This is a genomic window from Streptomyces xingningensis (assembly GCF_054957865.1).
In genome coordinates, this window is sequence record NZ_JBDJPF010000001.1 from 48,087 (window position 1) to 61,325 (window position 13,239).

General features: G+C 67.8%; 16 protein-coding genes. 7 read left to right on the forward strand and 9 right to left on the reverse strand.

Translation table 11 applies throughout. From position 1 onward, the window contains the following. Positions 1-536: 536 nt before the first annotated feature. On the reverse strand, positions 537-1,454 hold the full coding sequence (locus ABCR83_RS00225) for an RNA polymerase sigma-70 factor (RefSeq protein ID WP_462692070.1): 918 nt from the start codon (positions 1,452-1,454) through the stop codon (positions 537-539). 181 nt (positions 1,455-1,635) lie between these two features. Here ABCR83_RS00225 and ABCR83_RS00230 point away from each other — a divergent pair, with 181 nt between their 5' ends. Continuing rightward, on the forward strand, positions 1,636-2,115 hold the full coding sequence (locus ABCR83_RS00230) for a carboxymuconolactone decarboxylase family protein (RefSeq protein ID WP_462692071.1): 480 nt from the start codon (positions 1,636-1,638) through the stop codon (positions 2,113-2,115). 93 nt (positions 2,116-2,208) lie between these two features. Here the strand turns inward: ABCR83_RS00230 and ABCR83_RS00235 are convergent, their stop codons facing one another. From ABCR83_RS00235 to ABCR83_RS00245, 3 genes are all read right to left on the reverse strand, one after another. Further along, positions 2,209-2,520, reverse strand: a complete 312-nt coding sequence (locus ABCR83_RS00235) for a winged helix-turn-helix domain-containing protein (protein WP_462692072.1) — start codon at positions 2,518-2,520, stop codon at positions 2,209-2,211. Beyond that, positions 2,517-2,936, reverse strand: a complete 420-nt coding sequence (locus tag ABCR83_RS00240) for a hypothetical protein (protein WP_462692073.1) — start codon at positions 2,934-2,936, stop codon at positions 2,517-2,519. The genes ABCR83_RS00235 and ABCR83_RS00240 overlap by 4 nt, the downstream gene beginning before the upstream one ends. Before the next feature lie 82 nt (positions 2,937-3,018). Then, positions 3,019-3,924: a LysR family transcriptional regulator gene (locus tag ABCR83_RS00245; RefSeq protein WP_462692074.1), complete on the reverse strand. Its 906-nt coding sequence runs from the start codon at positions 3,922-3,924 to the stop codon at positions 3,019-3,021. Positions 3,925-3,985: 61 nt separating this feature from the next. On the opposite strand from ABCR83_RS00245, the gene ABCR83_RS00250 reads away from it, so the two are divergent. Continuing rightward, positions 3,986-4,336, forward strand: a complete 351-nt coding sequence (locus ABCR83_RS00250) for a DoxX family protein (RefSeq protein WP_462692075.1) — start codon at positions 3,986-3,988, stop codon at positions 4,334-4,336. A gap of 25 nt (positions 4,337-4,361) precedes the next feature. Here ABCR83_RS00250 and ABCR83_RS00255 read toward each other — a convergent pair whose 3' ends face one another. Beyond that, positions 4,362-5,300, reverse strand: a complete 939-nt coding sequence (locus tag ABCR83_RS00255; RefSeq protein WP_462692076.1) for a hypothetical protein — start codon at positions 5,298-5,300, stop codon at positions 4,362-4,364. A 329-nt stretch (positions 5,301-5,629) separates the two neighbouring features. Then, positions 5,630-6,847 (reverse strand): helix-turn-helix domain-containing protein, encoded by a 1,218-nt coding sequence (locus ABCR83_RS00260; protein WP_462692077.1) that lies wholly within the window; start codon positions 6,845-6,847, stop codon positions 5,630-5,632. 223 nt (positions 6,848-7,070) lie between these two features. On the opposite strand from ABCR83_RS00260, the gene ABCR83_RS00265 reads away from it, so the two are divergent. From ABCR83_RS00265 to ABCR83_RS00275, 3 genes are all read left to right on the forward strand, one after another. Beyond that, a complete protein-coding gene (locus tag ABCR83_RS00265; RefSeq protein WP_462692078.1) occupies positions 7,071-7,427 on the forward strand; it encodes a hypothetical protein in 357 nt (118 codons plus the stop codon). 260 nt (positions 7,428-7,687) lie between these two features. After that, positions 7,688-8,818 carry a radical SAM protein gene (locus ABCR83_RS00270; protein WP_462692079.1) on the forward strand — a complete coding sequence of 377 codons (1,131 nt, stop codon included), beginning with the start codon at positions 7,688-7,690 and terminating at the stop codon, positions 8,816-8,818. Between the two features lie 234 nt (positions 8,819-9,052). Continuing rightward, a complete protein-coding gene (locus ABCR83_RS00275; RefSeq protein WP_462692080.1) occupies positions 9,053-9,919 on the forward strand; it encodes a GNAT family N-acetyltransferase in 867 nt (288 codons plus the stop codon). A 115-nt stretch (positions 9,920-10,034) separates the two neighbouring features. Here ABCR83_RS00275 and ABCR83_RS00280 read toward each other — a convergent pair whose 3' ends face one another. Together ABCR83_RS00280 and ABCR83_RS00285 are read right to left on the reverse strand one after the other, a co-directional pair. After that, the gene (locus tag ABCR83_RS00280) at positions 10,035-10,736 is read right to left on the reverse strand and encodes an SDR family oxidoreductase (protein ID WP_462692081.1); all 702 of its coding nucleotides are present in this window, start codon (positions 10,734-10,736) and stop codon (positions 10,035-10,037) included. 45 nt (positions 10,737-10,781) lie between these two features. Next, positions 10,782-11,408 carry a LysE family translocator gene (locus tag ABCR83_RS00285; protein ID WP_462692082.1) on the reverse strand — a complete coding sequence of 209 codons (627 nt, stop codon included), beginning with the start codon at positions 11,406-11,408 and terminating at the stop codon, positions 10,782-10,784. Positions 11,409-11,522: 114 nt separating this feature from the next. Between ABCR83_RS00285 and ABCR83_RS00290 the strand changes: the two genes are divergently transcribed. After that, entirely contained in the window at positions 11,523-11,978 is a 456-nt protein-coding gene (locus ABCR83_RS00290) for an Lrp/AsnC family transcriptional regulator (protein WP_462692083.1), read from the forward strand. 49 nt (positions 11,979-12,027) lie between these two features. Here ABCR83_RS00290 and ABCR83_RS00295 read toward each other — a convergent pair whose 3' ends face one another. After that, positions 12,028-12,612 carry a hypothetical protein gene (locus ABCR83_RS00295; protein WP_462692084.1) on the reverse strand — a complete coding sequence of 195 codons (585 nt, stop codon included), beginning with the start codon at positions 12,610-12,612 and terminating at the stop codon, positions 12,028-12,030. 358 nt (positions 12,613-12,970) lie between these two features. On the opposite strand from ABCR83_RS00295, the gene ABCR83_RS00300 reads away from it, so the two are divergent. Further along, complete coding sequence (locus tag ABCR83_RS00300; RefSeq protein WP_462692085.1) at positions 12,971-13,231, forward strand: hypothetical protein; 261 nt, start codon at positions 12,971-12,973, stop codon at positions 13,229-13,231. Positions 13,232-13,239 lie beyond the last annotated feature (8 nt).

A 13,239-nucleotide genomic window follows, 5' to 3' on the forward strand; every position in this document is an offset into this window, starting at 1 on the left:
CAGACAAGCGCAGGCAGCTGGGAGTAACCGACCGCATTCGCAGCGGAGTTGGGTGCGGTAGAGTCTGTCACGGCGCGCCGAGCGCGCCCCCCTTCAAGAAGAGCCGACGCTGTCGGGCTCTCGGCGAGGGAGTCCGAACCTGGGCTTCTTCCGGAGCGGTCACCGGCTATGGCCGCGACGTATGAAGGGGGGCGCCGTGGGGCGTCACCGAAAGATCCGCCTGTCGATCTGGAAGCGTTTCACGCAGAAGGTGAAGGGGTGGTTCAAGGGTTGACCGGCGGCTCCTAGAACCATTAGGAGCCGACGGTCTTAAGCCCTTCGGTAGGGCCCTCGTCGCGGAATTGCCTCCGTGACGGGGGTCTTCTTGCGTCGTCATCTTCACGCCTGGCTGGCGTGTCAGCCCGATCACGACGCTGTTCACACGGTAGCCGTTCGCGTGGCCAATTTCGAGCCCGCACCGTCAACCGCGCTGCCGGGCGTTCACGTCCGTCCGGGCGCCGAGGCAGCAGATCGCCGATCTCGTCCGGGGCTCGGACTCAGCGGCGCAGGGCGGTCTCCCGCTCCAGATGCGACAGCTTCTCGGGGTTGCGCACGGCGTAGAGCCCGGTGATGAGGCCGTCGTCGATGTGCACCGCCAGGACGGTGTCGATCTCGCCGCTGCGCCGGAGAATCAGCGCCGGATAGCCATTGACCTGTGTCGGCTGCAGCGATGCCGCGGCGTCGATCCTGCCCAGCACGTCGGCCACCGGGCCGGCCCCCACGATGGGTACCAGCGCGGCCTGCACGACTCCGCCACCGTCGGTCAGGAGGACGATGTCCGGCGCGAGGATGTCCAGTAGGCGTTGCAGGTCGCCCGTTTCGATCGCCCGCTGGAACGCCTCGACCGCGTGGCGGGTTTCGGCGGCGGAAACGACCCCGCGCGGTCGGCGCGCGGCGACATGCGCCCGTGCCCGGTGGGCGATCTGGCGGACCGCGGCCGGGCTCTTGTCGACGGCTTCGGCGATCTCGTCGTACTCCAGACCGAACACCTCGCGCAGCACGAACACCGCCCGTTCGGTCGGGGTGAGAGTCTCCAGCACCAGCAGCATCGCCATCGAGACGCTGTCGGCCAGCTCCACATCCTCGGCCACGTCGGGCGTGGTCAGCAGCGGCTCGGGCAACCAGGGGCCGACGTAGGACTCCTTGCGCCGGCCGAGCGTGCGCAGCTGGCTCAGCGCCTGGCGGGTGGTGATCCGTACCAGGTACGCACGCTGATCCCGCACGGTGTCGAGATCGACGCCCACCCACCGCAGCCAGGTCTCCTGGAGGACGTCCTCGGCATCGGCGGCCGAGCCGAGCATCTCGTAGGCAACGGTGAAGAGCAGGTTGCGGTGGGCGACGAACGCCTCGGTGACGCGGTCCATGCGGCGGACACGAGCAACCGGCTCGGGTGTGTTCCCTGTTCGCTCGTCCATGTCCTGTTCCTGCCCGTTCGCTCTCGATTGCGCCACACACAAGACGCCGGTCCCGACCGCTTTGTGACACCCGCGACCGGTGGCGCAGGTCACATCAGCGCGGCGTCACAGGGATCGGGTCGTCGGCATCTTGTGTTCGTTCAGTACAGCAGCACGCAACACCCTGAGTGAGGACCACGTCATGGAACCCCGTTTCAACCTGTTCACCAGCCCGACCGCCGCGAAGGTCGCCAAGCGGTTCTACAACGCCTCGTTGCCCCTGGAGCAGTCGACGCTGCCGAAGACCCTGCGGGAACTGGTGGAGCTGCGGGTCGGCCAGATCAACGGCTGCGGTTTCTGTGTCGACGTCCACACCAAGGAGGCCGCGGCCGCCGGTGAGACCGCGCTGCGGCTCAACCTGGTAGCCGCCTGGCGCCACAGCACCGTGTTCACCGAGGCCGAGCGGGCCGCGCTGGCGCTCGCCGAGGAGGGCACCCGGCTCGACCACCACGGCGTGTCCGACGAGACCTGGGCCGAGGTGCGCAAGCACTACGACGACGACCAGGTCGGCGCGTTGGTCTGCCTGGTCGCCCTGATCAACGCGGCCACCCGGATGAACGTGATCGTGCACAACCCGGGGGGTTCGTACGAGCCCGGCATGTTCGCCGGCATGTCGAGCTGATCGGCAGGCGAGCAGGCGAACTGCGGCCCGGCCCAGGATCGTTCGATCCGGGCCGGGCCCGCGCATTCCACACACAACCACCCCCAGGCCCGCTCAGCGCAGCGGACCCGCGATCGCCCTGAGCGCGGCCAAGTGCCGCCGATAGACCGCCAGTCCATCCTCGGTCAGCCGCAGCCACGTCCGGTATCGCCGCCCGGCCTGCGCCTTCTCGACGGCGACCCAGCCCGCTTCCTCCAGCGCCGACACCTGTTTCGACAGAACGGAGTCGCTGACCTCCACCAGGTCGCGCACAAAGGCGAACTCCGCCTTGTCCACGGCGGCGAGAGCCGCCACGATCGACAGCCGCACCGGCGAGGTGAGAAGCGGCGCCAGCTCATGGCGCGGATGGGCTCCGGCGCGCGTCATGCCGAGCGCCTCCGCTGCACCCGCCAGGCACCCACGGCCAGTGGCAGGGCACATCCCAGTGCGGCGATGGCCGCGAACGGAACGCTGCCCTCGAAGACCCTGGACAGCGCGACCGTCAGGGCATAGAGGGCGCTCCAAGTCCCGATCACTCTCAGGTGTCTGCCGCCGAAGCCCCGCGGGACCACGGGCTGCCGCAGCACCTGCATGGACAGCCCCGTGACCAGCACGGCGTTCGCCAAGCAGATGCCGATCGCCGAAGCCGGGCCGGGCCAGAGGACGACCACCGGCACCACTATCAGCTGCCAGGCGGCGAACACCCATAGATAACCGGCATACCAGCCGCTCCGCGCCCGTACGGCCCCTTCGATCCGCGCGACACCGTCCAACGACGCGATGGCATCGGCATGTTCCGCCATGACAAACCCCCCCTTGTCGCTCCCGCCAGACTCACTTCCTTGCCAGGATGGCATGCAGTTTCCAGTTTGGAAAGTAACGTCCTCAACTGCGTTGTCCAGACGGCCTGCTGTCCAGGCAGCAGCGGACGAAGTCCTGGACGACCGGGTTGGTGTCGTCGACGGGTGCCCAGGCGACACCGGCCCTGCTGGGGCTGACGCCGCTGACCGGCCGGTAGACGACGCCGGGGCGCGCATAGAAGCGGGCGGAGGATTCGGGGGTCAGGGCGATGCCGTATCCATTGGCGATCGCACTGAGCCACTCATCGGGTTGGTCGGTGACGGCTCCGATCCGGACCGGGTGGCCGTCCCGCTCGTCCGCGGCCAGCCAGTACTCCCGCCACCCGCCCGATTCGGGCGGGGCAGCGACGAACGGCTCATCCCACAGATCCCGGAAGGGGATCAGGTCACGGATGGCGAACGGGTGCGCCGCGGGCAGCGCGACCCAGCGGGCCTCGGTGAACAGCTCCTCCACCCGCAGGGCGTCCTGGCCGGGGAAGGGCAGCCGCAGCAGGGCGACATCGACGTCTCCGGCGGCGAGCCCGGCGGTCGGGTCCGACCAGGCGGCCTGCCGCATCTCGGCCCGCCATCCCGGCCGACGGCGGGCGAAGGCCGCGATCAGGTGCTGGGTGGCCTCATTGGCGCCGCTGGCCACAAAGCCGACGCGCAGCACCCGGGCCGCCCGGCCGGCCGCGCTCTTGGTGTCCCGCAGCACCCGATCCCAGTCGGCCAGCAGGCCGGGCACCCGCTCCGCCAGCGTCCGGCCCGGTTCGGTGAGCACCATACCGGCCCGGGATCGCGTGAACAGCTGCACGCCAAGCCGGTTCTCCAGCTGCCTGATCTGTTTGGTCAGCGCGGGCTGGGAAACGAACAGCCGCTCCGCGGCGCGGGTGAGGCTCCCCTCCTCCGCCACGGCGACGAAGTAGCGCAACAGCCGGGTGTCGAGATCCATGCCAACAGGTTATGGATGCGGGTATTGGACGCCGGACCGGGGCCCGATGAGGCTTGACCGCATGTTCACCGCTTACGCAGTCGTCACCGTCATCACGATCGCGATCAATGCCGGGATGGCCATCGCCGACTACGCGAGGGCCAAGTTCGTCCTCGCCAATATGACCGAAGTGCGCCTTCGCCAGTCCTGGCTCCCGTCGCTTGCCACGCTGAAGATCGCCGGAGCGGGCGGGCTCCTCCTCGGGCTGCTGGGCGTTCGGTACATCGGCATCGCCGCCGCGATCGGGCTTGTGCTGTTCTACGCCGGCGCCATCATCGCCCACTTCCGCGCCCGCGTGCTCTACAACCTCGCCTTTCCCGGTGCCTACTTCGCACTGGCCATCGCGTCCCTCGTTCTCGACACCGCACGGTGACCGGCGGCCGCAGAGCGCCTTCATCTCAGATTTGGAGATGGTCTCCGACTCCCCGCAGCGCGGCCCGTACCGCGGACGCTCCGCGCCTGGCGGCGTCGACCGCACCGACGGGGGTGTCGTACGCCGCCTCGGCTTCCGCCGAGCGGCAGTCACGACAGCGGGTTTCGTCCGCGACCGGACGGATCATCCGGCCACAGCCGCCCGCGCACGAGCGCAGTGGTTGCGGGAGGGGCGGCGGCGTGGCGGCGATCTGCTGCTGGACCGTGGGGACTTCGGGCATCTTCCGGGTGAGCCGGTCGCGGATGAGCCCGGCCGCCGAGTGGACGGGCTGCGGCAGCCCGAGCGTCAGCGCATCACGCAGGTCGCGTACCGAGGCGCCGCGCAGCAGCCATTCACCCGCGAGCGGCGCGAGGTCCTGCACCTCGCGCCCGGTCAGCCGCAGTTGCCGCTCGGCGTGGGTGACGGCGGCCAGGGCCAGAGCCCCTCGCTCGGCCAACGGATGGGGCGCGGGCGCCGGTTGGGAGGGCCGGGAGGGCGGGAGGTCAATTTTCTCCTCAGTGTTGTCTTGGTGACGGCCGACCGACCGGCCCCTCGGTTCACCGACCGCCGGTTTCACGGCAGTCGGCGGAGTGGGCTTGAATCCGTCGCGGATCGCCGCAGCCTCCGCGGGTTCCAGGGGTACGTTCGAGATCAGCTGGGTGGTCGTCCACTGGCCGCGCGGCCCCTGGCGGCGCCACTCGTGCGCGAATCCCTCGGCCGTCAACTCCCGCTTGGCGCGCTGGAATGCGGCATGCTTCATCCCGGCCCGCTCCGCGGCCGCCGAGAGGGAGAGGTCCGTGCCGTCCGGCAGGGACAGCAGCCAGAGCAGCAGGCGCACGGCATCCGAGCCGAGGCGGGGGTGCCGGATGATCTCATTCGGTACTTGCGTGAAACGGCTGGTGGGTGGGATAACGTGACGCAGCATCGCGGGAGCTCTTCTCTCCTGGTGGTGTCAGACCCCCTTCGCTGGGTTGCAGGCCGGCGCTGGGGGTCGCTTCGTTTCGGTACGAATCGACGAATTTCGTCGAACGTACCGTGTGATATATCGAAGTCACCGTAAAAGAAGGCTAGTTCACTCGATCGTGAGTCTCGCAGACCTGTGCCATAGCGATGGAACCCGCCAGAAGAGCTGACGCTCAGCCGTCAAGTCCGGGCCGCCTGTGGTAGTCGGCCCGGATTTACTCCAGCTATTCGGAGTCTGCGTGGCTACTGTTGTGATGCAGCAATCAACTGCTCTACATCTATTTCTAGCGGCTACAGCTCCGGGGTTAACCCCGACCGCTTGGCCAGGGCCATCAGTCCGGGCTTGCTGCGCTGGTGCATGATGACAAGCACTCGCAGAACCTCACGGGCCATGGGGTGTATCTCGGTCATCTGCGGTGCGATGTCGAATGACCTCCGCAGCGCATTCTCGGCGCCTTCAAGGTCGTTGATCGCCAGGCGGGCACGGGCAGTGTCGATGCACAGTCGGCTCACTCGCGAGGGCCGGAGACCCTTCGGCGGGGTCTCGATGAGGGGCTGCGCCATTTCGGACGCCAAACCCGGTTCATCTAGCTCGATGTTGGCCCCTACCTCGTACAACGCGAGATTCCCGCGGCCGAAGGTCAAGTTGTGGGCGATCAGGTCACCGTCTCCGGCCGGCACGCGGGCGGCCAGCTCCCGTGCCTTGGCAGTGTGTGCCGTCGTGGCGGCCTCGTCCCTGGCTCGTGACGCCAGGACGACCCCTCGCAGATGCAGCGATCCCAAGGCCAGGACCGAGCCGGGCCCGCCGTCACCGAGGCGGGCACTTCGTTCGTACTTGGTGATAGCGCGGTCGATGATGGTCAGGCCGTCAAGATAGTGGCCGGCGCTCTGGTACGTGCCCGCCTCTGTCCATGCGGCGATGGCCTCCGACTCGGGGTTCCATGTCTGCTGCGCAGCCCAGGTCTGCCGGGCAACGACCATATCGGCAAGATCGGGCTGCATCAGCCTATGCGCGATGGTGTACGCGCAGCCGTAGACATCGGCCAAGCGGGACCACGCGCCCGCCTCACCGGGACTGCTCAGAGCGGTAGAAGTTGCCTGCCCGAGCAGCGCGGGGAGCATCCGTAGCAGTTCGAGGTACTCACTGCCAGCGCGCAACAGCATGGCCTTCTTGATGTCCGTTTCGAGCTGGGTCGGATCAGGCGCATCCTCCCGGGGAATGGTATATCGGCGCAGCGCTCCGCGGAGGTCGTCGAGGAGATCACTCTGCTCGGACGGCTCCAGGAAGGGTTGGCCGTTGATCCTCGCCGTGGTCACATGCAGTGCTTTAGCAATTGCGGCAACTGTAGATGGCGTAGCGGCGCGGGTACCCGCTTCAACCTTCCTCAACAGCGATACCGAGATGACGGCATCGCGGGCAAGCTTCGTCTGACTGATCCCCCTGGCCTTGCGTAGGACCTGGATGTTCTCGCCAGCGGCAGGGGTGCGTTCCTTCGATGCGCTCTCCATGCAACCACTCTTCCACTCCGATTGAGCCACCCTGTGACTGGAGTCTGCCCGAACCGGCGCTGTGTCACCTTTGTGTCAACTGATCTTGAGCACAAGGAGTTTCCTTCATGTACGCCACCGTCAGGCAGGGAGGGCAGCCGTGCACGACAGAACAGGTACGCAAGGGCAGGCCGACAAGCGGGGATTACCCCAGTCTGCTGGCCAGGGACCTGGAGTCACAGGTGTGGACGAGTTGCGGATCGACTTGGAAAGGATTGATAGCCACGTCAACCGCGCGCTCTCCCTGACTCTCTGCGTGCCACCCCCCGAAGCCAGCCTGCAGGCAATCGATGAGCTCCGCGCGGACCTCCAGGCCATCTTGGGTGAGGTCGAGACCAGCGACGAGCAGGCGCCCAGCTGTCTACAGATGTTCCGTGAGGCGTACAAGCTCTTGGAGCTCACTGGCCGACCTGACCCGTTGGCGACGCCGTATCACCTCTGGGAGCGGAGAAAGGGGCTTGCTGCTGTGACGCGCAAGTTCGCCACCTTGTACCGGCTACGGCTTCAACGGTCCGACGTCAGCGTGACTTCAAAACCATGAGTGCATTGGGGCCCGTCAGCCGTTGCCGTCATCCGCCGGAGCAGTGCGTGACCGCGGAGGGGATCACCATGTGTTGTTGCGGTGCACGGTTCTTCCTGTCGTACCGCGCCCTTGGGAGTGCGGCTCTGGAGGTCGCGGAGCGTCCCCCGCCCGGTGGCCCCACGGTCAGCTGCACAGGCGCCATGTCTCTGCCCGGCCAAGCCCTGGACCCCGTGACCGGGTTGATCACGGAACCCTTGAACACCCGAGAGAGGTGAAGGATGCACGATCTCATCGTGAGCCCGTTCCTCGATGGCTACCTGGCTGTGCGGCCCGGGAGCCAGTCCGGCGTGCGACTGCCCGAGGGGAACTACCAGGAGCTGCGTTCCGCGGCTGGCTCGGAGGCCACGGTCCCGGGCTGGTTCGCCGAGACGGTTCGGGTGAACTGGGGCCTCGACCTCAGCAACCGGCAGGCCAAGGACGCTCTCCTTGTGCGCGTGCCGTCTGATTACGGCTACAGCCGCGCGAGCTGGGAGATCAACTTAGGCTGCAACTTCGCCTGCAAGCACTGCTACCTCGGCCTCAAGGAGTTCTCCGGCCTGGCGTGGAACGAGAAAGTCCGGCTTCTGGAGATCATGCGGGACGCGGGCGTGCTGTGGCTCCAGATCACGGGTGGCGAGCCGACGATCGACAAGCACTTCAAGGACGCGTACCGGTACGCGTACTCGCTGGGGATGATGCTGACGATCTCCACCAACGCCTCGCGCCTCTGGGAGAAGTCTCTCCTCGCGATGTTCGAGGAGTGCCCCGCGTACCGACTCGTCGTGAGCGTCTACGGCGCCAGCGAGGAGAGCTTCGACGGACTCACCCAGCGTCGGGGATCGTGGAAGTCCTTCAAGCGGGGCGTCGACGCCGCCCGCGAAGCGAATCTGCCTGTGCGGCTCAACCTCATTGTGACCGAGGACAGTGCCCGTGAGGTCGACTCCATGGTGGCGATGGCAGAGGCGTGGGGCCTGAAGCACCACGTCTACACGAACATGACCCCGACGATCTACGGTGGGCCCGAATCGCTCCTGGCGCAGTCGAGCAAGCACCTTCGCGAGCGGACTCCGTTCCAGGGCTGCAACGCGGGCCACACGTTCTTCCACGCCGACCCTCACGCCAAGGTCAGCATCTGCAAGGTCGGACGGGACGATCAGATCGACCTCATGGCCGAAGGAATCGAGGGGTTGCGGCGGCTCCCCGGGGTTGCCGACAAGTTGATGCTTCGCACCGGGGGCTGCGCAGGGTGCAAGCTGTCCGGCTCGTGCTTGGTGTGCCGGCCGCTGGCCAAGCAGTTCCAGGAGGCGAAGGCTCCGCTGGCGAACTACTGCCAGCACGGACAGCCGAAGAAGGAGATGGTGAATACATGAGCGCCGTATCCGTCAGCATCGCAAAGACCCGGCCGCCCGGCCAAGGGGCGATCGTGGCGACGCAACAGGTGGTCCAAGTAGCCGATCTGGACGACCTGTTGGAACGGGTTGAGTGCTCGTGCAGCGGAAGTGACGACAACCCTCACTAGCCGCTGACCGGACACAAACGCTCAGGCCCTGGCGCATTTTGCGCTGAGGCCTGAGTCATGTGGTGAACCCGGGTAGGGTGCCGACATGCGTTTCCGTTGGGACTGGCTTCGCCCAGTGGTGACGGTCCCCTTCGTGCCTACTATCGGCCCCGTTCACCCCTCCGTGCTCACCGAGGATCTCTTCACGGACACCCTGATTGCCGCGTCCACGGACCGGTTTCTGCGGTACGACAAAGACCTTCGCTGGTCCGACGCGAAGGACGAGACCGTTCTTGTCGAAGACGTGATCCACAAGCCGGGAGAGACCCTGATCCCGACGCTCTCGCGCCGCGGCTCCGGCACGGTCAAGGTGCACGTCTATGGCGTCCAGCCGGGCACTCTCCTCGTGGCGTCCGAGCTCGCACAGAAACTGTGCGCCGTGAACGGAGCCGCGAAGGCCCGGATCGTCCGATTCCTCGGTCCCGAGTCTCCTTGGGGACGGGGCACCCGTATCCAGCTCAAGGACTTCAGAGCCCAGCCCTGCCCACCGCCAGCCGGTCCAGTCCGCAGCTTCACGGAATGGCCCGCATCGGTGCAACGCACCTTCGCGGACTTCGCAGAAGAGATGGCTGCGGACGGCTTCGCCTTCCTCTACGGTCGGATGCAAGCCGGAGCGGTTGGCCCCGTCCTCGTCGCCTCCGCGATCGGCAAAGTGGCCGGCGCGATCGGCCCCATGGAAATCCGCCCGGATGCCATCGGCGTCCAGCAACTCATGCCGCAGTATTTCGGCGTACGAGTCGACCATCGCGGACAGGGCCTCGGGCGCCTTCTGTGGCGCGCCGCAATGCACTGGGGACAGTCACACGGTGCCGCCTACCAACTCCTTCAGACCGAGGTCGGAGGCGCCTCGGACCGGCTATGCCGCGCCGAGGGATTGCAGTCTCTCGGCTTCACCTACTCGCAGCCCGCATAAGCTGAGTTGTGCCTGCCGACAGGGCTCCGGGTCCCAAGCCCGGCACTCCCCTTGCTGGGCACAAACACTCAACGCCCGGAATAGGGCCGCACATTGCCCGTCGGCCGGTCCGCGTCTACACGGGCTGACCGATCGGCCGGATGATCAGCGTATTGACGTCGACGCCGCTCGGCTGGGTGACGGCCCAGGCGATCGAGTCCGCGATCTGGTCGGCGGTCAGCATCCCCCCGTCCGGAACGCCGCCGATCGCGTCCCAGAAGGGGGTCTCCACCCGCCCCGGGGCGATCAGTGTCACGCCGATTCCATCGGCGGTCACCAGGCGTCGGGTGTTCTCGGCGAGCCCCGTCACCGCCCACTTGGTCATCCCATAGACATTGCCCGGCGAGTTGATGAAGCCCGCGACGCTCCCCACCAGGACGATTCGTCCCCGCGATTCCTTCAGCGCGGGCAGGGCGGCCCTGATGAGCAGGGTGGGACCCAGCACATTGGTCAGGACCATCTCCCGCCAGCCGGCCGGATCCCCGTCGGCCACGCTGTCGTGGGTGGCGAAGCCCGCGTTGGCGACGACCGTGTCCAGCCGGCCGAACTCCTTGACGGTGAACTCGACGGCCGCTTCGACCGCTTCGTAGTCGGCTGCGTCTCCGGCGAGAGTACGCAGCCCGGCCGGATGGTCCAGCGTCTCGGCGAACCGGTCGAGGCGTCCCTGGTCGCGTCCCGTGACGGTGACACGGTGCCCGTCCTCGAGCAACCGGCGGGCCGCCGCCGCTCCAATGCCGGTGGAGCCGCCTGTGATCAGAGTGACAGGTGATTCAGTCATGGGGCGCACTGTAGGAGTTGGAGTTCGCTCTATGTCAACTCCCGGTCAGCTACCCGCCAGCCGCTCCACCAGCAGCAGTCCGCCGATCACGATCATCGCGGCCCCGGACACCCGCGTGACGAGGAGCGCCACCGTGGGCCGCGCCCGTAGCACCGTACGGGCCAGGGTGCCGACGCCCAGGTAGATGAAGCCGCAGGCGACCATGTGCAGCAGGCCCAGCGTGCCGGTCTGGGCGGCGACGGGCCAACTGCCGCGCCGGTCGACGAACTGCGGCAGCAGGGAGAGATACAGCAGCAGGCCCTTGGGGTTCAGGCCGCTGGTGCCCACGCCCTGGAGGAGTACCCGCAGAGGCGAGGGGGCCGTTGTGGCGGCCGTGGCGGAGGCGCCCGGAACGGCGGGCCTGGCCAGGGTGAGGACACCGAGCCGGACCAGATAGGCGGCGCCGAACACGGTCAGCGCCGTCAGCAGACTGGGGGTGGCGGCCACAATGGCCGCCACTCCCGCCACGACCACCGCCGTGAGAGCCGCATAGCCGAGCATGAGGCCGCCGACGGCCGGTATGACGGAGCGGTCCCGCAGTCCGGCGCTGATCGTATAGGCCCAGTCCGCGCCGGGGACGAGGATCAACAGCACGGATACGGTGAGAAAAGCGGCCATGGAGCCGACGGCCATGAGGGAGCCCTTTCTTCCCAATTTCCTTTCAGGGAAGGAAGGTTATGGGGATTGCCTCGGAAGGTGTTCCCAACTTTTCCCCGGCATCCAGATAATCAGGGCAGAATCTTCGCCATGGACAACGTCGACCGGAAAATCCTTGCCGAGCTGCAGCGCGACGGCCGTCTCACCGTCACCGAGTTGGCGGCGCGGGTGCGGCTGAGTGTGTCGCCGTGCCATCGGCGGCTGCGCGAGCTGGAGCGCAGCGGGGCGATACGCGGCTACCGCGCGATGGTGGACGCGAGCGCCGTCGGCTTGAATTTCGAGGCGCTGGTGTCCATCACCATGCGTCAGGAGGATCGCGGCACCGTTGCCGATTTCGAACGGGCGGTGGCGGCCATTCCGCAGGTGCTGCGGGCCGAGCGGCTCTTCGGCGATCCCGATTATCTGTTGCGCATCGTGACCTCCGACCTGAATGCCTTCCAGCGGCTGTACGACGAGCAGTTGGCCACGTTGCCGGGGGTGCAGCGGCTGGATTCCACGATTGTGATGAAGCGGGTGGTGGAGGAGCGTCCGCTGCCCGAGCGGTGACCCGGGCGCACCCGGACCGCCTGGGGTGGGGGCGGTCCGGGCGCGGTGGTCAGCCGATGTTCACCACCGCGTGGGCGCTCAGGGTCTTCATCCCGTCGGAGGTGCAGTCCGCGCCCTTGATGGCGGGGGCCACAACATCCGAGTCACCGTTCAGCGCACCGCTGGTGATGTTGCACTTGAAGGTGACGGTCCCCTTGGCCGGGTCGGTGTTCACCGTGAACGAGAGCCCGCTCTGGGTGTTGGCGGGAGACCAGGTGATCGTGCCGGTGCCCTGTGCGGTGAACAGCACCCCGCACGGCCCCGGGCCACTGGCGTTGGAGCTGGCCGTGCCGGTCGCCTGCGCCGTGCCGGATTTCAGGTTGGGGTACTTGCCGTCGGCCGAAGTGCAGCCGCTCAGCGTGCCGGTGACGCTGACGTTCGGTGTTCCGCCGGGCTTGAGCGCCGGGCTGAAGGTGAACTGGAAATCCACCGAGCAGGTCAGGTCGCCGGTGGCCGCGTGTGCCGGGACCGCGGCGGGCCCGGTGGCCAGCGCCGTGGCCAGCAGGGCGGCGGAGCCTGCCCAGCCGCCGAGTCTGCGGGCCGTCCCTCCGGACCTGAACCGCCCGGTGGTGTGTATCGGTATCTGGCGCATCATGCATCTCCCTTCGGGTTGTGCGCTACGAGTGTGTGCCGGAGCGTCGATTCCGCCACCGCGCGTGCAACGGCGCACAGGTGACCCGCCCGGCGCGTGAACCCCCAGGTGGCGCGTGCGGCGCCGGGGCGCGACCCCGCCATACCGAACGTGGCGCAAACGGAAGGGCGCTCCGGCCGAGGCGGCCGCCTGCTGTGCACTCGCGCTCGAATGGTCTTGCCCCGAACCGGAGTTCACACGGGGTGTGCGCCGGTGACCCGTACTCACCCTCCGCACACGCTCCCGTGCCGGGCCCGCACGCGATTGACTCGCCCTGTCGCACTACCCAGCAGACGGGGGCTTCCCGGAAGGAGTACGGACCGTGACCATCCATGCCGAGCACGCCGCCAAGGCAGGTGAGCTCGCGGAGCTCCGGCGCAGGGTCGATGTCGGCGTCGTCCGCATCGACGGGGACCTCGCCCTGCTCACTCAGCGCAGTGACCAGACGGAGCGCGAGATCACCGAGGTGGCCGAGCGGGTCAAGGCGTTGGAGCACGGCCGGTGGCCGTTGCCGTCACTGGCCGCGCTCACCGGCCTGGCCGCCCTGGTGCTCGCCATCTGGCAGGCGGGGGTCGGCCGGTGAGCGCGGGG